We start from the raw sequence: 15,924 nt of genomic DNA on the forward strand, positions 1-15,924 counted from the left end.
TTAATCATTTTTTCAGACGGCCTCAAACCATGTTGGTATTAGGAATTGAATCATCTTGCGACGAAACTGGCGTTGCGCTCTACGATACCGAGCGCGGCCTGCTGGCGCATCATTTGCACACACAAATGGCGATGCACGCCGAATACGGCGGCGTTGTCCCCGAATTGGCCAGCCGCGACCATATCCGCCGTGTCGTGCCGTTGACGCAAGGTTGCTTGAAGGAAGCAGGCGTAGGCTATGCCGATATTGACGCAGTTGCCTTTACGCAAGGCCCGGGTTTGGGAGGTGCATTGCTGGCCGGTTCAGGCTTCGCCAATGCCTTGGCATTTGCCATCGGCAAGCCCGTTATCCCCGTTCACCATCTTGAAGGCCATTTGCTCTCGCCTTTATTGGCAGACGATAAGCCTGAATTTCCATTTGTCGCTTTGCTGGTGTCGGGCGGACATACGCAATTTATGGCTGTACGCGGTATCGGTGATTACACCTTGCTGGGTGAAAGCGTGGATGATGCGGCAGGCGAGGCGTTCGACAAAACGGCCAAGCTTTTGGGCCTGCCTTATCCCGGCGGTGCCAAATTATCCGAGTTGGCCAAACTCGGCACGCCTGATGCCTTCACATTCCCACGCCCCATGCTCCATTCGCACGATTTGCAGATGAGCTTTTCCGGTTTGAAAACCGCTGTTTTAACCGCTGTCGAAAAAGTCCGCGCCGAAACCGGCAGCGATGAAATTCCGGAACAAACACGTAACGATATTTGCCGCGCTTTCCAAGATGCGGTGGTTGACGTATTAGCGGCCAAAGCCAAAAAAGCGTTGTTGGATACTGGCTTTAGAACTTTGGTGGTTGCCGGCGGTGTGGGTGCAAACTGGAAACTGCGTGATGAATTTTCGCGCTTAACCGTTAAAATGCCGTCTGAAAAAGGCAAACCAAAGCCGCAGGAAGAAAAAATCAATGTTTATTTCCCGCTGATGGCATATTGCACCGACAACGGCGCAATGATTGCCTTTGCCGGCGCGATGCGTCTTGCCGAGCGTCAGGCTGTCGGCGCATTCAATGTCAAGCCGCGCTGGCCGCTGTCGGATATTGTGAAGCAGGGCTGATGTATTAGACTGCTTCGATGCAATGAAAGGCCGTCTGAAAACCTGAAGACAGGGTTTTCAGACGGCCTTTAATGAAACGGATGTTTGCGGTAAAACTTCATTCAAAAAGATGAGTAATTTTTTCATCCGTTTTTTCTACAATATTAACTTTGATTGATTGCAAAAGGCCGTCTGAAATGACGAATTTATCCAAAGGTTTGCTGGCTGCGATAGCGTCCAATTTGTTGTTTTCCATGCTGTTTCTGTATGGTATGTGGATGCGGCCGATGACGGGGACGGAGGTGTTTGCCTGGCGCATAGTCGCCATGCTGTCGGCTTTGTGCGTGCTGATGACGATGGTCAACGGTTGGCAGGCGGCAACGCGTTTTGCTTATGGCGTCGGCCGGGATTGGAAACGATGGCTGCTGATTGTATTGCCGACGCCGATATTTGCCAGCCAGTTGTGGCTGTTTGTCTGGGGGCCGGTCAATGGGGAAGGGGTAAACATTGCCATGGGTTATTTCCTGTTTCCTTTGGCAATGATGCTGGGCGGACGGATTTGGTTTAAAGAGCGTTTGAACCGGTTACAGAGGGTGGCGGTAATCTTGGCGTGTGCAGGCGTGGCATGTGAATTGGTGCGGTCGGGCGCGTTTTCGTGGACGACTGTATGGGTGTTCGGTACTTATCCGTTTTATTATCTGCTACGTCGCAAGCTGGGCGTGCCTTCCTTAATCGGGCTGACCTTTGATTTGATGATGATTACGCCGTTTGCGTTGGCGTATATTTTGCTGGCAACGGATACGCCGGCGATGATTGCGGCCAAACCGGTTTTAATCTTTTTTATCGTGTTGCTGGGCTTCAATAGTGCAATATCCATGCATTTGAATTTGAAGGCAAATCAGTTGCTGCCGGTGGCGGTGTTCGGCATGTTGAGCTATTTGGAGCCTGTATTGCTCTTTATCGTGTCGATTGTGTGGCTGGGCGAGCCGGTACAAAAAGGCGCATTGATCGGCTATGGCCTGATTTGGTCGGGATTGTGCGTGATGATCGTCAATGGCTTGTTGGGAATGAAGAAAGAAAAGAAATTGGCTAAAGCTTGATGATAGATTGAGGCCGTCTGAAAAATGGGTTGCCCAATATTTTCAGACGGCCTTTGATATTGCAAGGGATGTATCGGATACGTCTCTTTTGTTTTACCAGCTTTGGGCGATACGATCGGCTTCTTGCAGGCGTTCGACTGTGCCGACATCCAACCAAAGGCCGTTGTGGTGTTCGCCGCTGATTTGGTTTTGGCTCATGGCCTGACGCAACAGAGGGGCAAGTTTGGCAGCCTGATGCGCCGGGGTATCTTTGAAAAGTGCGGGATGATAAACGCCCACACCGCTGAAAGTCAGGGCTTGGCCGTCTGTGGATGAAGCGGATACCAGGCCGTCTGAAAGCAGGCCGAAGTCGCCTTCGGGATGATGGGGCGGATTGTCCACCAGCCATAAATGGGCGAGAAGGTTGTGTTCCTGCATACGCTGGGCAGCCAGTCGTGCAGCTTGGAAATCAATGTCGGTCAATACATCGCCATTGACGACCAAAAATGGTTCGTCGCCCAAAAGAGGCAGGGCAGTGGCAATGCCACCGGCGGTTTCCAGGCCTCCGGCGCGCTCTGGAGAATAGGCAATGCGCACTCCGTAGTCTGAACCGTCTTTCAAGGTATCTTCGATTTGTTGGCCAAGCCAGGCATGGTTGATGACGATTTCAGTGAAACCGGCCTGTTGCAGGCGGCGTAAGTGCCAGCCGATAAGCGGCGTGCCTGCTACTTCGAGTAAGGGTTTGGGCGTGTGGTCGGTCAGGGGGCGCATGCGTTCGCCGCGACCGGCGGCCAGTATCATTGCTTTCATGGGTGTGCCTATAATGTGTGAAACAGAAAAGGTCTCAGGCCGTCTGAAAAAATGAAACCGATGTTTCAGACGGCCTGAGACCTTTATTTATGCCAAAGATTTGAATTGCCTACGGAAATACAGCAATGCCGGTGCCTGTGTGTCGGTATTGCGGATTTCGTTGATCTGAACGAAAAAGACGTAATGCGTGCCGATTTCGCGTTGATCGACAATGCTGCCGTGCAGGTGCGCCAGCGCGCCTTCGACTTCGAGCTGTCCGGTTTGCCCCCTGTGCCAAATATGGTATTCGAAGCGTTCTTCGGGCGAGAGGTCGGTCAGTCCGGCAAAGTGTTCGGCGACATCCTGCTGGCCGTCGTTGAGTGTGTTGATACACAAATCACGGTTGCCTTGCAGGATGGGAATGATGGCGGATTGGCGGTTGATGCACAGCATGACCGTCGGCGGCTCATCGGTAACGGCAGTTACGGCAGTCATGGTAATGCCATAGCGTCCCGCTTCGCCGTCTGTCGTGATAACGTGCACACCGGCGGCACAGGAGGCCATGGCATCTCGGAAAGAACTCTTGAATGTGTGTGTTGAATCTGTCATCCGGCTCGCTTTATTTTAATGCCTGTTCGATTTTTGCCAGCTCTGCCAAGAGTTCTTTGAGTTGTGCCATTTTTTCTTTGGTAAGGACTTTTTCAATTGCGTCATAGCGCTCGTCAACCAATGCGCCAGTGGACTCATAGAGTTTCTCGCCTTCGGGCGTCAGTTTCAAGTAAACACGGCGTTGGTCGTTGGAAGGCTTCAGGCGCACGGCCAAACCTGCTTTTTCCAAGCGGGTCAGAATGCCGGTCAGGCTGGGACGGAGGATGCAGGCCTGATTGGCCAAATCTTGAAAGTCGAGTGTGCCGTTTTCCGCTAAGAGCCGGATGATACGCCATTGCTGGTCAGTAATATTGGCTTGGTTCAGAATAGGGCGGAATTGGGTCATCAATGCTTCCCGTGCCTGAATCAGACCGATATTGATAGATGCATGTTTAGATTGGTTGGGCATTACTAAGTCTCCGGTGTTATCAAAAATCAAACCGTTGAAGCGTGAGGTAGATTGATAAAGGCGAATATTGCTGTTTTAAGGCTACCGTCGGCAGCCGGGTCATGGGAACAAAAGCATCACTGCCACAATATTAGATGAAGATCTCTAACAGTTTGTTTTGATAATAATGTTTCCAATTGTTCTTATGGTTATATCTTAGTCTATTTTCTTTATAATCTCAACAAAATCATATGTTATTGGGAAAGAGATAGTTTATTTATTTATGAAATGGAATTGGTTGAATATATTCAGGTGAAATTATTCTTTAGATTCTCTATTTTTAGTGGATTTTCAATGAATTTAGCTGAAGATATTTGCCAAGTAAATTCTGATTTTTAAGCCGATATAACTGGAAAGTCCGGATGTGTGATGAATCATTTTGCCATCTTTTAATATGATAATGGTCGGAGTGACGGCTATGTTCCATTTTTGAGCCATCAGGCCGTCTGAATCGTTGAAGTTTGGAAAGGATAGATTGTTTTGTTGCATATGGTGGGCAATGTCCGCGTCACTTCCGGAGCGTAAGGCTACGCCCAGTGTTGGGATATTGTCTTGGTGCAGCTTTTCTATGGTTGATGATGTGTATGAACAAATACGACACCAGCTGCCCCAAAAATAAACAACGGCAACCCGATTTTGGCTGAAGGATTGGAGGGAAGTGGTTTGCCCATCGGTTAAAGTGATGGTTTGTGCTGCCGACTGCAAGGGTTGGTCAGGCTTGCGCACCCAGTCGACAATCAGGGATAAGAAGATGAAGATAATCACAGCCTGAAGCAATGATTTGGCATAGTGGAGCAGGGTTTTCATCATATATTGCGGGGATATTGGATTATTGTTTTATATATGAAAAAAGCCTTGCAGAGCAAGGCTTTTTGATTCGATTCTGAAAACGTATTAACGTTTGGAGAATTGTTTTGCGCGACGTGCTTTGCGCAAACCTGGTTTTTTACGTTCAACTTCACGAGCATCGCGAGTAACGAAGCCTGCTTGAGACAGGGCTGGTTTCAGGGCTGCATCGAAGTCGATCAGGGCGCGGGTAATACCGTGACGGATAGCGCCGGATTGACCGGTTTCGCCACCACCGGTTACGTTAACTTTGATGTCGAAAGATTCGGCATTTTCAGTCAGAACCAGAGGTTGACGTACAACCATGCGGCTGGTTTCACGTGCGAAGAATTCGTCAACGGGACGGCCGTTTACGATGATTTGGCCGGTACCTTTAGTCAAGAATACACGAGCCACTGAACTTTTGCGGCGGCCTGTGCCGTAGTAGTATTTACCGTTCATGTCGTGTCCTTATTATTTCAGTTCCAAAACTTTAGGTTGTTGTGCAGCGTGGCCATGTTCGGCGCCGGCGTACACTTTCAGTTTTTTGATCATAGCGTAGCCCAGAGGACCTTTAGGCAGCATGCCTTTTACGGCTTGTTCCAAAGCGCGGCCTGGGAATTGCTCTTGCATTTCGCGGAAAGTACGCTCGTAGATGCCGCCTGGGAAACCAGAGTGACGGAAGTATTTTTTGTCTTCGAATTTAGCACCGGTCACGCGCAGTTTGTCTGCGTTGATGACGATGATGTAGTCGCCAGTATCAACGTGAGGGGTGTATTCGGGTTTGTGTTTGCCGCGCAGACGGTGTGCGACTTCGGCTGCGACACGACCCAGAACTTTGTCTTCTGCGTCAATGACGAACCATTCGCGCTTCACCTCATGGGGTTTTGCAGAGAAGGTTTTCATGGTTGGAATCCAGATATATATAGAAAGTTATGGATTTTAAAGAGGAGATTGGCTTTTGTCAATCTTAATTGAGTGTGTTTGATGCATGAATATGTGGTTTTTTCAGACGGCCGGAAATCTTTACGAAAGTCTTTACTTAGAAAGGGAAAAGCCACACCTGTCGGTATGGCTTTTTTTAGGGAATCCCCACGAGTGCCGTTTAGGCTGAATCCGCTTGAACCTTGCTGACAAGGCGGTCACCTCGGGTAGTTTCGGGTGCGTCCAATAAACGGACGCTCGCGCCCACTACAGCTCCCGGCAACCTAAAGCGAACGTATTGGTTCAAAGGAATATATGCCTTCGCGAACACCGCAGGGAAAAGGGGGAAATCAGTTTTGCTCCAAGCGCGCCAGTGCTTTTTGGCACGCGTTGTTCATGTCGGTTATTTTACGCTCAAATTCACCGATTGCCAAATCGTCGTTGAGGGTGGTTTTCAAGAGGTCGTGCACGACGTTGAGGGCTGCCATGACGACGATTTTGTCTGTGCCGACGATGCGGCCGCTTTCTTTAATCGCATCGCTTTTCTTGTTGAGCATTTCAACGGCTTGCAGAAGGGTGGCTTTTTCTTCACTCGGTGTGTTGATGGTGAAGTTGACATTCATGATGTCGAGATTGACTTGTTCGATACTCACGGGGCATCCTTTTATTGTTGTGTTTCTTGGGGCAATCGGGTAATGAGGCTGCGGATTTGGTCTGCGCTTTGGGCCAGCGCGTTGCGGTAGTTTTCTTTTTCGGCAGTCAGGTTGTCAATTTTGCTTTGCAGGTCCTCTTTGAGTTTGCCGACTTGAACCAGCAAGGCTTCGCTGAGTTCGTCAATGGCCGCGTCGTGTTGGCGTTTTTGTTGCTCTTGCTCGAGTTTGAGTCTGTCGATTTCTTCGTTGAGACGGCGGTTTTCTGAAACCAGCGTTTCAAATTTTTGGACAAGTTGGTAAACGTTGATTTCCAGATTGTTCAGTGATTGGTTCATGTGTTTCCCTTCAGACGGCCTGATGGCCGCCATATTGTGCGTCAGGCCGTCTGAATGGCAGACGGCGCGACCGTTTATTCGAAGCGCGCGCTTCGTTCCATCAGTCGTTCAACGACTTGCTGCGGGGTCATTTCTTTGCGGATGAGTTGCAGCAGGGTTTGAGTGATGGGCATATCGATTTGGTATTTGGCGGCGGTGTTGAAGACTTCTTCAATGGTGCTGACGCCTTCGGAAACGTGGCCGATTTCGACAAGCACTTGATGCAACTCTTTACCCTCTGCGAGGCCTAGGCCGACGCGGCGGTTGCGCGAGAGTGCGCCGGTACAGGTCAGGATAAGGTCGCCGATGCCTGCTAAGCCCATCATGGTTTTGGGTTGTGCGCCCATGGCGATGGCAAGGCGGGTGATTTCGGCAAGGCCGCGTGTTACTAAGGCTGCGCGTGCATTGAGGCCGTATTCGAGGCCGTCTGAAAGGCCGGTGGCAATTGCCATGACGTTTTTAACGGCACCGCCCACTGCGACACCGATGACGTCGGTGCTGCCGTACAGGCGCATTACGTTGGTGTTCAGTTGGGCAGTAGTTTCTTCCACCCAGTCTTTGTTTTCGGAAGCAAACACGACGGCGCAAGGCAGTTGGGCTGCAAGTTCTTGGGCAAAGCTCGGACCTGAGAGAACGCCGATTTTTTTATTGTTAGGTAGGACTTCTTTCAGTACTTGGAAAGTCAAAAGGCCGGTATCTTGTTCAAAACCTTTGCAGGCGGCGAGAACGGGAATATCGGCGGCGTTATGCTGTTTGAGCAGCTCGGCGCTGCTTCTGAGGCCGGCTACGGAGGTAACGATCAGGGCAAGTTGGCTGTCTTTCAGCGCTTCGCCCAAATCGGCGTGAACGGTCAGGGACTCAGGGAAAGGGAAGCCGGGCAGGCCGCGTTTGTTTTCGCGATCTGCTTGCAGGGTGCGGATTTGGTCGGGATTGCGTGTCCAAAGGGCAACTTCATTGTTGTGGTGCGCAAAGTGCAACGCGAGAGCTGTACCCCACGAACCTGCGCCGATGACGGTAATTTTCATGTTTCTCTTCCATATGGGAACGGGGCTTACTTTAAAACAAACGGCTTTGGGGTGCAAGGGCGGCGTTTGTGAAAAATATTTTGTGCTGTTTAAAAAGCCTTAGGCCGTCTGAAAGTTCAGACGGCCTGCTTCGGTTTATGATTTATTGTTACCGGAATGGTAGGCATCGTAGGCGTAGTAGTCGTAGCTGTTGTTGGCTTCGCGCTTCATGCCGTTGAGGACAACACCTTTGATGTTGATGTGGTTTTGTTTGAGGCGTTCGACGCTGGCTTCAAGCTCTCGTGCACGCGTGTGCGCATAACGGCTAATCATAAGGACGGTGCCGGCATGTTGGCCGATGATGATGGCGTCGGTAACGGCCAATACGGGCGGCGTGTCCAAGATGACATAATCGTAGCGTTGGCGCGCGTGGGCGAGCAATTCGTTGAAACGGTTGTCCATCAAAAGCTCGGACGGATTGCTAGGATAGCTGCCGCTGCTGATAAGGTGGAGGTTTTCAATGCCGGTCTCTTGTACGGCTTTTGCCGGAGCTGCTTTGCCGTTGAGGATGTCAGACAAGCCGAACTCGGGGGTAAGGCCGAAGAGTCGGTCGAGGTAGCCTTTGCGCATATCGGTATCGATAAGCAGAACGCGTTTGCCTGACTGCGCCATTACGGTGGCGAGGTTGGCAGAGATAAAGGATTTGCCTGCTTCAGGCGCGGCACCGGTAATCATGAGGACGTTGTTAGGCGCGTCCAGCATGGAGAAGTAGATATTGGTGCGCAGGGCGCGGATGGCTTCGACTGCCGTGTCGGCGCGGTCTTCGCTGGCCAGCAGATAGTTGGAACGGCCGCCGGTTTTTTTGAATTTGTTTTTGAAGAAGTCGCGTTTTTGCTGGGTTTTGGAGTGCGGAACAAGAGCGACGACTTCCAAATTGAGGTTTTCGATTTCTTCGGATGAAGTAATGCCGTTTTTCATGCGGTTGCGAATCATCAGCCACAAAGCGGTCAATGAGCCTGCGGCAAGTGCGCTCAGGAGCGTGATGACGGCTTTGCGCGGGGCAACGGGGTTTTCAGGGACATAGGCATAATCGACGATGCGAACATTACCTTGTGCACTGGCTTTCATGATGTTGAGTTCTTGTTGTTTGCTCAACAGTTGGACGTAGGTTGCTTGGTTGGTTTCTACGTCGCGGGTCAGGCGGATAACTTCTTGTTGGGTGTTCGGCAACTCGGCAATTTGTTGGTTGATTTTGTTTTTAGCGCGTTCGAGGACGGCAAGTTTGTCCAATACGGCTTTATAGGAAGGGTGTTCCGGCGTGTACAGCTCGGCCAAACCTGCTTCTTCGGTTTTGAGCAGGGTAATTTGGGTTTCGATGCCGGTCAGGCTTTCCAATGCGCCTTTGGACTCGAGCGGAATGTCGAGAGAGCCTGATTGTTGGCGGTAGGCATTGAGTTTGTTTTCAGCGTCTTGCAAGGTTTCTTTCAAGCGTGGCAATTCTTCGCTGATGAAGGCCAAACCGCTGGATGCGACTTGGACGTCGCGTTCGCGGTTTTGCGCAACGTAGTTGTCGGCAATGCTGTTGAGGATGACGCTGGTACGTTTAGGGTCGGTGCCGGTAAAGGTAAGGTTAATGATGGGGCTGGTTTTACCTTTGCTGATAACAGCCAGTTTGTTTTGGATGTTTTCGATGGCGCTGATGCGGGAGAACTTGGTTAACGCAAATTCTTGACCCGGATTAGCCAGGATTTGATCGATTTTGAGGGTGGTTTGATTGTTGATTTTCAGAGGCACGCCGACCTTGCCTTCGACAACGCGTTTGTCAGGCAGGGTAAGGGTATAGGCTTTGTTGCTCTTGGCGGTCAGTGTGAAGGTTTTGTTGAACCATTCGTCTTGTACGGAAAAGCTGCCGACGGTCAGTTTGGGATCGGGGTCGCCACTGATGTTGTGCATCAGGCTGCCGATAACGGGTGTGTATTTGGCTTTGACTTCTTGGTCAAGCTGAAGGTCGTCAACGGTTTTACCCAGCACCAAGCGTGATTGAACCAACTCGACTTCTGCTTCAGACGGCGTGGTTTGGTTGTTGAAGATGCTGTTGATTTCGGTCAGGATTTGGTTTTGTCGCGTTTCAATTTCCAGCATGGCATCGGCACGGTATTGCGGAGTGGATGCCAGGCTGAAGGCTGCGCCAAGAATGCCGCCTGCAAGCAGGGCGGCGAGGATTTTGTATTTATTTGTCCAAATTACTCGCAGCTGTTGGCCGAAGTCGATTTCGTCGTTGTCTGCGCTGTAAGGTGTGTAGGTCGTTTTTTTCATTGCTTGCTTTCTTGTTCATGCCGGTTTTATACCGGTTGAGTTTTTCCGTTTAGTTTGGTTTTCCAAGTGTCTGCGGCAGCATTGAGCTGTTCAAAAACGGCTTCAAACATTTCACTGCTTTGTTTGTATGGGTCAGGTACGGTTTTTTTAGGCAACCATTGGGCAAACAGCATGGTTTTGCTGCGTGCCGGCGGATGGATGTCGGCCACCATGTCAATTTGACAGGGCTCCATGACGAGAATCAAATCGGCCTGTTCGCACATTTGGGCAGTCAGTTGGCGTGCCGTATGGCCTGCAACGATAACGCCGTGTTTGAGTGCGGTTTTGATGGCTTGGAAATCGGCATCCTTACCTGCCAGTGCTTTTATGCCAGCGCTGCTGATGCGGTGGCCGGGTAGTTTTTTCTGCATAATCCGCTCTGCGGTGGGGGAGCGGCAGATGTTGCCTAGGCAGACGATGAGTATGTTGTGGTACATGATATTGTTTCGGTTTATGGTCTGAAAAAAGCGTGAGTCAGACTATAAGGTACTGCTTTTCCGTTTGTGCGGTGTGTACGGCTTTTATATGCCGTTTATGTAATTTGGTTGGATTGTGCGTGATTTTGTATCCTGCTGTCAAACAGGGTCTGACAGCAGGAACCACTGCTTATTTAAACGTATTGTCGAGGGTATTGACGTTGCTGATGGAGTTGGTAATTTGTGACATTACGCGGTTCCAACGGGTAACTGGGGCGGCGGTAACGTAAACGGTGTCTTCGGAGCGCAATTTGAATTCGCTGCCCAGTGCGTAAGAAGTCGCATCTTTTAGGTTGAGCTGGTAGATGTGGATAGGTCTGGCCGCATCTTCAGGTGCGCGGCGGATCACGAATACGCCGGTTGCATCCGCATAGGCTTGGTTCATGCCGCCCACTTCGCCGAGCGCTTGGGTCAGGTTGAGGCCGTGATTGCCGATCGGCAGGGTGGCTTGTTTGCCGACTTCACCCATGATGTAGATTTTGTTGTTGCTGCTGTTAGGAACATAAACGATGTCACCATGGCTGAGGAGGTGGTTTTGCGACATATCACCGTATTGCAACATGTCTTGTAGGGAAATGGTGCGGTCGACGCCGTTGTGCGTCCATTTGATGTGTTGGGTGTCGGCACTTTGGGTGACGCCGCCTGCTTGGTTGATGGCATCCAAAATGGTCATCGGGATATTGGTAATCGGCAGCTGACCTGCTTGGCTGATGGCACCGGATACTGAAATGCGTTGCGAACGGAATTCGGTAACGTTGATGGCTACTTGAGGATTTTTGATGTAGCGTTTCAGAAGGTTGGTCAGGGTATTTTGCAATTCGTCCAAAGTTTTGCCTTTGGCTTGAATTTTGCCTGCTAACGGGTAAGTAATATAACCGCCCTCATCCACCCAGGCGCCGCGGCTGACTTGGTTGGTTTGCGGGTTGCTTTGCTGGATGGGGGAATTGAGGTCGGAGTGCGCCCAAACCATGATATTGAGGACGTCGCCGCTGCCGATGCGGTAGCGGTAAGCGCTTTTGCTTTGCTCCAAGCCTTGGTTGGCTTGGGAAAGTACGGGTGGCGTACGCATTTTTTCAATCAGGTTGGGCGTGATGGGGTAAACGGCAACGCGGCTGTCGAGGTTGGTATCGGCTGCGGTGTCGGTGTCGGTGTAAACAATGGTTTTGGTTCGGGTTTTGATGGTTGAACCAGGAATGACTGTTGTGCTGTTGCAGGCAGTCAGTGCGAATAGAGTAAGCAGGGAGAGTGTTTTTTTCATGTAGTAGTCCTTGCAGTATGGTGTCCGGGCCGTCTGAAAATGTTCAGACGGCCTTGTTGTTTTGTTGCCAAACCAAGTCGCAGATACCGTCTTTAGGTACGAAGCCTGTCGGTGCGCGCAACAGAAGCTGGCGCAGGCTGTTTTGGTCGCTTTGGAAACAAGCGGTTTCGAGTTCCGACAGTATGTCAGATAATTGCGTCCATGGAAGCATTACTTCACTGGCGGTCATAATACGGGGATGAGTGGTTTTTTGCACCTCGTCGCCGATGAGCAGTTCTTCATAAAGTTTCTCGCCCGGGCGCAGGCCGGTAATCTTGATTTCGATGTCGCCGTGGGGGTGTTGTTCGTCTTTCACTTTGAGGCCGCTGAGGACAATCATTTGACGGGCAAGGTCGATGATTTTGACGGATTCACCCATGTCGAGGACGAATACGTCGCCGCCTTTACCCATTGCGCCGGCTTGGATAACCAATTGCGCCGCTTCGGGAATGGTCATGAAGTAGCGGGTAATGTCTTGGTGAGTCAGGGTAATCGGGCCGCCTTCGGCAATTTGTTTTTCAAATACAGGGACAACGGAGCCGGACGAACCCAATACATTGCCGAAACGCACCATGCAGAAGCGTGTTTTTTGCTCCGGCTCGGCGGCAAGCGCTTGCAGGCAAAGTTCGGCCATGCGTTTGCTGGCGCCCATGGTGTTGGTCGGACGGACGGCTTTGTCGGTGGAAATCAAAACAAAGGTGGAAACGCCCGCATCTACGGCAGCCTGCGCGCAGCAGAGTGTGCCGAACACGTTGTTTTGAATGCCTTCGATGGTGTTGAACTCAACCATAGGGACGTGTTTATAGGCTGCGGCATGATAAACGGTGTCAACGTGATAGGCCTTCATGATGCTGCTAAGGCGTTCTTTGTTTTGAACCGAACCCAAAAGCGGCACGACTTCGACTTGGCTGCCTTGCGCGGCTTGGGTTTCGCGCAATTCTTTGTCTATGCTGTACAGGGCAAATTCGGACAATTCAAACAACAGCAGCTTGGTCGGACGGCAGTTGAGAATCTGACGGCAAAGTTCGGAGCCGATAGAACCGCCTGCGCCGGTCACCATCACGACTTTGTCGCTGATGTCGGCGCTCATTAATTCAGGGCGCGGTGCCACAGGGGCGCGGCCGAGCAAATCGACCACAGAGATTTTTTTCAATGAGCTGACGTTGATTTTGCCGTCGACCAAATCTTTCATGCCCGGAATGGTCAGGACTTCGCATTTGTATGCTTCGAGGCGGCGGATGATGTCTTTGCGTTCTTCCGGTGTAGAACTTGGAATCGCCAGCAGAATTTTGCGGACGCCGTAACGGCTGATCAGCATCGGGATTTCATTGGGGTTGTGGACGGCAAGGTCATAGATGACGGTGCGTTGGATTTTCGGGTTGTCATCGACAAAGGCAATGGCTGAGTATTCGTTAACCTGTTTGATGGCTTCCAACAACTGGCGGCCGGATTGGCCTGCGCCGTAGATGATGACAGGGGTCATCTGTTTGCGGTGATGGTCGGTCAGAATCGCACGCAGGATCATGCGCGAGCTGGTTACGCCGACTACCAAAACCAAGAAATAGACGATGGGCAGGGCAAGGTGTAGTTTTTGTTCAAAAATCAGGGTGGTCAGGCAGAACAAGACCGCCGAAATAATGCTGCCGAATGCGGCGGCGGTCAGGACGCGGATGCTGACGAAGCGCGTGACGGCGCGATAGAGGCCGATACGGATGAAAAGGATGATGGTCAGCACAGCGGTGCTGCCGAAAGCCAGCCAGTTGGCGATACTCAACCATTCGTCAGAATATTGCACTTTGAGGCTTTGGGCAAACCAAAACGCCACGAATATCATCAAGATATCGTGGATGACGAAGAAGGTTTTTTTTAGATTGCGCGGCAGAGCCAGCAGGGTTTCCAAGTTCATTTTATTTTTTCTTGTGTCTGAGTGTTGTAATGTAGCTTGGTACGGATTGTTTGAAGCAGGTTGTTTTATTTTTTCAGACGGCCTGAAGTTGCAGGCCGTCTGAAAATGATTATGCCGTGGCTTCAGTCAATACGGCTTCGATGTTTTCTTTGCAGAACGCAATTTCTTCATCGGTCAGGGTTGGGTGCACCAAGAACATCAGGCTGGTGTCGCCCAACTCGACAGCGTTTTTCAAACGCTCTTTCGGACGCCAAGGCGTGTCGTCGAAGGCTTTTTCCAAATACACTTCGGAGCAGCTGCCTTGATAGCAGGGGACTTTGCGCGCGTTCAGTTCATTCACGATGCGGTCGCGCGTCCAGCCGTCTTTCAAGTGTTCGGGTTTGACGAAAACGTAGAACTTGTATTGCGCATGTTCAATGTAGTCGGCAACTTCAACCAAACGAATGCTGGCAAATTTGCCCAAGCTTTCAGCCAGTTTGGCGGCGTGCGCTTGACGGCGGGCAGTCCATTCAGGCATGCGTTTGAGCTGGATGCGGCCGATGACAGCCTGCATTTCCATCATGCGCCAGTTGGTGCCGAAGCTTTCGTGCAACCAGCGGAAACCGGGTGCGTGTTCGCGGTGGTACACGGCATCGTAGCTTTTGCCGTGGTCTTTGTACGACCACATTTTGCTCCACAGCTCTTTGTCGTTGGTGGTTACCATGCCACCTTCGCCGCCGGTGGTCATGATTTTGTCTTGGCAGAACGACCATGCGCCGACGTGGCCGATAGAGCCGACGGATTTGCCTTTGTATTTCGCACCGTGCGCTTGGGCGCAGTCTTCGATAACCCACAAGTTATGTTCTTTGGCCAAAGCCATGATGTCGTCCATTTCGGCAGGCATGCCGGCAAGGTGAACCACGATGATGGCTTTGGTGTTTGGAGTCAAAGCGGCTTTGATGGTTTCGGCGCTGATGTTTTGGCTGTTCAAATCGACATCGGCGAACACTGGATTGGCACCGGCGGTCACGATGCAGGATGCGGAAGCCAAGAAAGTGCGCGAAGTGACAATCACATCATCGCCTTGGCCGATGCCCATTGCTTTGAGGGCTACGTCCAAAGCCAACGTACCGTTGGAAAGGGCGACGGCGTATTGTGTGCCGACAAAAGCAGCAAATTCTTTTTCAAATTCGCGACATTCCGTACCTGTCCAGTAGTTGACTTTGTTGGACAGCAGGACTTTGGAAACGGCATCGGCTTCTTCTTGAGTAAAGCTTGGCCATGGGGAGAGTGATGTATTAAGCATTTGTTTTTCCTGCAAAAAGACTGGTTGAGCCTTTGGGGGCGATTTCTTCCAGCAGTTGGCGGTTGATCAGGGTGTATTTCTGACCGTTGATTTCGACGTATGCGCCGTCGTAAGGAGGGAACCAGAAGGCGCGGATTTTTTTCTCGATATTGTCGCCGTCGCGGATTTGTTTCATGGCTTCCATCTCGTCACGGCTGACGTAGCGGCCACCGATGTTTGGCGTGGTCGGCAATTTGGTTTTCGACTCGATGGCGCGGGTGATGATGCGTCGTGCGAAATCTTCCAAGGCCTGCATGGTTTTGCGTTCAAGCGATTGGGCGGTTTCTGTTTCGGCATTGATGGGGAAGCGGTCCACTTCGATGATTTCGCCGGTATCGATGGAAGCATCGACGTAGTGGGCGGTATTGCCCCATTCGTTCAGTTCGTCCATGATGGCCAGGTTGTAGCCGCCTGTGCCTTTGTATTCGGGCAACAGTGCAGGGTGGAAGTTGATCGTGCCTAAAGTCGGAATGCTCAGGAATTCATCACGCAGCTTGCGCCAGTAAAGGACGGACAAGCCCAAATCGTATTTCAGACGGCCTTCTCGCATTGCTTCCAAAGCCGTATCGAAGGTGTACAGGGGCAAGCCCAATTCCTGTGCGGCGGCCGTGGTCGGCGAGCCTTGCAGATGGCTGTCGGTCAAGACGCCGACGATTTCGATATGGTCTTGTTTGGTCAAAAAACGAAGCAGGTTGGCGGAAACCTGTTTACGACCCATAAATAAGATTTTCATGGAGAAATGT

The 15,924-nt window shown here is 51.2% G+C and carries 17 protein-coding genes and 1 other RNA gene; 2 read left to right on the plus strand and 16 right to left on the minus strand.

Going from position 1 to position 15,924, the window contains the following annotated elements; translation table 11 throughout:
* Nucleotides 1-29 precede the first annotated feature (29 nt).
* Nucleotides 30-1,100 carry a tRNA (adenosine(37)-N6)-threonylcarbamoyltransferase complex transferase subunit TsaD gene (tsaD, locus tag HMPREF2608_RS02375; protein WP_070825853.1) on the plus strand — a complete coding sequence of 357 codons (1,071 nt, stop codon included), beginning with the start codon at nucleotides 30-32 and terminating at the stop codon, nucleotides 1,098-1,100.
* A 176-nt stretch (nucleotides 1,101-1,276) separates the two neighbouring features.
* Nucleotides 1,277-2,179 (plus strand): EamA family transporter RarD, encoded by a 903-nt coding sequence (gene rarD / locus HMPREF2608_RS02380; protein WP_070825854.1) that lies wholly within the window; start codon nucleotides 1,277-1,279, stop codon nucleotides 2,177-2,179.
* 93 nt (nucleotides 2,180-2,272) lie between these two features.
* Here the strand turns inward: rarD and murU are convergent, their stop codons facing one another.
* From murU to HMPREF2608_RS02460, 16 genes are all read right to left on the minus strand, one after another.
* Nucleotides 2,273-2,968 carry an N-acetylmuramate alpha-1-phosphate uridylyltransferase MurU gene (murU, locus tag HMPREF2608_RS02385; protein ID WP_070825855.1) on the minus strand — a complete coding sequence of 232 codons (696 nt, stop codon included), beginning with the start codon at nucleotides 2,966-2,968 and terminating at the stop codon, nucleotides 2,273-2,275.
* A gap of 87 nt (nucleotides 2,969-3,055) precedes the next feature.
* Nucleotides 3,056-3,556, minus strand: a complete 501-nt coding sequence (hpaC, locus tag HMPREF2608_RS02390; RefSeq protein WP_070825857.1) for a 4-hydroxyphenylacetate 3-monooxygenase, reductase component — start codon at nucleotides 3,554-3,556, stop codon at nucleotides 3,056-3,058.
* Between the two features lie 10 nt (nucleotides 3,557-3,566).
* A complete protein-coding gene (gene hpaR / locus HMPREF2608_RS02395; RefSeq protein WP_004520883.1) occupies nucleotides 3,567-4,004 on the minus strand; it encodes a homoprotocatechuate degradation operon regulator HpaR in 438 nt (145 codons plus the stop codon).
* Between the two features lie 339 nt (nucleotides 4,005-4,343).
* Nucleotides 4,344-4,850 carry a protein disulfide oxidoreductase gene (locus HMPREF2608_RS02400; protein WP_070825909.1) on the minus strand — a complete coding sequence of 169 codons (507 nt, stop codon included), beginning with the start codon at nucleotides 4,848-4,850 and terminating at the stop codon, nucleotides 4,344-4,346.
* 87 nt (nucleotides 4,851-4,937) lie between these two features.
* Nucleotides 4,938-5,330: a 30S ribosomal protein S9 gene (rpsI, locus tag HMPREF2608_RS02405; RefSeq protein ID WP_003681515.1), complete on the minus strand. Its 393-nt coding sequence runs from the start codon at nucleotides 5,328-5,330 to the stop codon at nucleotides 4,938-4,940.
* 12 nt (nucleotides 5,331-5,342) lie between these two features.
* The gene (rplM, locus tag HMPREF2608_RS02410) at nucleotides 5,343-5,774 is read right to left on the minus strand and encodes a 50S ribosomal protein L13 (protein ID WP_003684605.1); all 432 of its coding nucleotides are present in this window, start codon (nucleotides 5,772-5,774) and stop codon (nucleotides 5,343-5,345) included.
* A gap of 179 nt (nucleotides 5,775-5,953) precedes the next feature.
* Nucleotides 5,954-6,134, minus strand: a non-coding RNA gene (gene ssrS / locus HMPREF2608_RS02415) — 6S RNA.
* Between the two features lie 8 nt (nucleotides 6,135-6,142).
* Entirely contained in the window at nucleotides 6,143-6,445 is a 303-nt protein-coding gene (gene zapA, locus HMPREF2608_RS02420) for a cell division protein ZapA (protein ID WP_003681511.1), read from the minus strand.
* Between the two features lie 11 nt (nucleotides 6,446-6,456).
* Complete coding sequence (locus HMPREF2608_RS02425) at nucleotides 6,457-6,780, minus strand: hypothetical protein (protein ID WP_039862529.1); 324 nt, start codon at nucleotides 6,778-6,780, stop codon at nucleotides 6,457-6,459.
* A 74-nt stretch (nucleotides 6,781-6,854) separates the two neighbouring features.
* Nucleotides 6,855-7,844 (minus strand): NAD(P)H-dependent glycerol-3-phosphate dehydrogenase, encoded by a 990-nt coding sequence (locus tag HMPREF2608_RS02430; protein ID WP_004520880.1) that lies wholly within the window; start codon nucleotides 7,842-7,844, stop codon nucleotides 6,855-6,857.
* A 135-nt stretch (nucleotides 7,845-7,979) separates the two neighbouring features.
* Nucleotides 7,980-10,139: a polysaccharide biosynthesis tyrosine autokinase gene (locus tag HMPREF2608_RS02435; protein WP_004520879.1), complete on the minus strand. Its 2,160-nt coding sequence runs from the start codon at nucleotides 10,137-10,139 to the stop codon at nucleotides 7,980-7,982.
* A 26-nt stretch (nucleotides 10,140-10,165) separates the two neighbouring features.
* Nucleotides 10,166-10,615 carry a low molecular weight protein-tyrosine-phosphatase gene (locus tag HMPREF2608_RS02440; RefSeq protein WP_004520878.1) on the minus strand — a complete coding sequence of 150 codons (450 nt, stop codon included), beginning with the start codon at nucleotides 10,613-10,615 and terminating at the stop codon, nucleotides 10,166-10,168.
* Between the two features lie 169 nt (nucleotides 10,616-10,784).
* Nucleotides 10,785-11,912 carry a polysaccharide export protein gene (locus tag HMPREF2608_RS02445; protein WP_004520876.1) on the minus strand — a complete coding sequence of 376 codons (1,128 nt, stop codon included), beginning with the start codon at nucleotides 11,910-11,912 and terminating at the stop codon, nucleotides 10,785-10,787.
* Between the two features lie 43 nt (nucleotides 11,913-11,955).
* Complete coding sequence (locus tag HMPREF2608_RS02450; protein ID WP_070825858.1) at nucleotides 11,956-13,857, minus strand: polysaccharide biosynthesis protein; 1,902 nt, start codon at nucleotides 13,855-13,857, stop codon at nucleotides 11,956-11,958.
* Nucleotides 13,858-13,966: 109 nt separating this feature from the next.
* On the minus strand, nucleotides 13,967-15,142 hold the full coding sequence (locus tag HMPREF2608_RS02455) for a DegT/DnrJ/EryC1/StrS family aminotransferase (protein ID WP_070825859.1): 1,176 nt from the start codon (nucleotides 15,140-15,142) through the stop codon (nucleotides 13,967-13,969).
* A complete protein-coding gene (locus HMPREF2608_RS02460; protein ID WP_070825860.1) occupies nucleotides 15,135-15,914 on the minus strand; it encodes a methionyl-tRNA formyltransferase in 780 nt (259 codons plus the stop codon). The genes HMPREF2608_RS02455 and HMPREF2608_RS02460 overlap by 8 nt, the downstream gene beginning before the upstream one ends.
* Nucleotides 15,915-15,924 lie beyond the last annotated feature (10 nt).

It is taken from the genome of Neisseria sp. HMSC064D07, assembly GCF_001837185.1.
Classification (GTDB): Bacteria; Pseudomonadota; Gammaproteobacteria; order Burkholderiales; family Neisseriaceae; genus Neisseria; species Neisseria flavescens_C.

Bases quoted from the DNA above. Each gene is read 5' to 3' on its own strand.
- tsaD (WP_070825853.1), top strand. From the start codon at position 30: ATGTTGGTATTAGGAATTGAATCATCTTGCGACGAAACTGGCGTTGCG.
- rarD (WP_070825854.1), top strand. From the start codon at position 1,277: ATGACGAATTTATCCAAAGGTTTGCTGGCTGCGATAGCGTCCAATTTG.
- murU (WP_070825855.1), bottom strand. From the start codon at position 2,968: ATGAAAGCAATGATACTGGCCGCCGGTCGCGGCGAACGCATGCGCCCC.
- hpaC (WP_070825857.1), bottom strand. From the start codon at position 3,556: ATGACAGATTCAACACACACATTCAAGAGTTCTTTCCGAGATGCCATG.
- hpaR (WP_004520883.1), bottom strand. From the start codon at position 4,004: ATGCCCAACCAATCTAAACATGCATCTATCAATATCGGTCTGATTCAG.
- HMPREF2608_RS02400 (WP_070825909.1), bottom strand. From the start codon at position 4,850: ATGAAAACCCTGCTCCACTATGCCAAATCATTGCTTCAGGCTGTGATT.
- rpsI (WP_003681515.1), bottom strand. From the start codon at position 5,330: ATGAACGGTAAATACTACTACGGCACAGGCCGCCGCAAAAGTTCAGTG.
- rplM (WP_003684605.1), bottom strand. From the start codon at position 5,774: ATGAAAACCTTCTCTGCAAAACCCCATGAGGTGAAGCGCGAATGGTTC.
- HMPREF2608_RS02425 (WP_039862529.1), bottom strand. From the start codon at position 6,780: ATGAACCAATCACTGAACAATCTGGAAATCAACGTTTACCAACTTGTC.
- HMPREF2608_RS02430 (WP_004520880.1), bottom strand. From the start codon at position 7,844: ATGAAAATTACCGTCATCGGCGCAGGTTCGTGGGGTACAGCTCTCGCG.
- HMPREF2608_RS02435 (WP_004520879.1), bottom strand. From the start codon at position 10,139: ATGAAAAAAACGACCTACACACCTTACAGCGCAGACAACGACGAAATC.
- HMPREF2608_RS02440 (WP_004520878.1), bottom strand. From the start codon at position 10,615: ATGTACCACAACATACTCATCGTCTGCCTAGGCAACATCTGCCGCTCC.
- HMPREF2608_RS02445 (WP_004520876.1), bottom strand. From the start codon at position 11,912: ATGAAAAAAACACTCTCCCTGCTTACTCTATTCGCACTGACTGCCTGC.
- HMPREF2608_RS02450 (WP_070825858.1), bottom strand. From the start codon at position 13,857: ATGAACTTGGAAACCCTGCTGGCTCTGCCGCGCAATCTAAAAAAAACC.
- HMPREF2608_RS02455 (WP_070825859.1), bottom strand. From the start codon at position 15,142: ATGCTTAATACATCACTCTCCCCATGGCCAAGCTTTACTCAAGAAGAA.
- HMPREF2608_RS02460 (WP_070825860.1), bottom strand. From the start codon at position 15,914: ATGAAAATCTTATTTATGGGTCGTAAACAGGTTTCCGCCAACCTGCTT.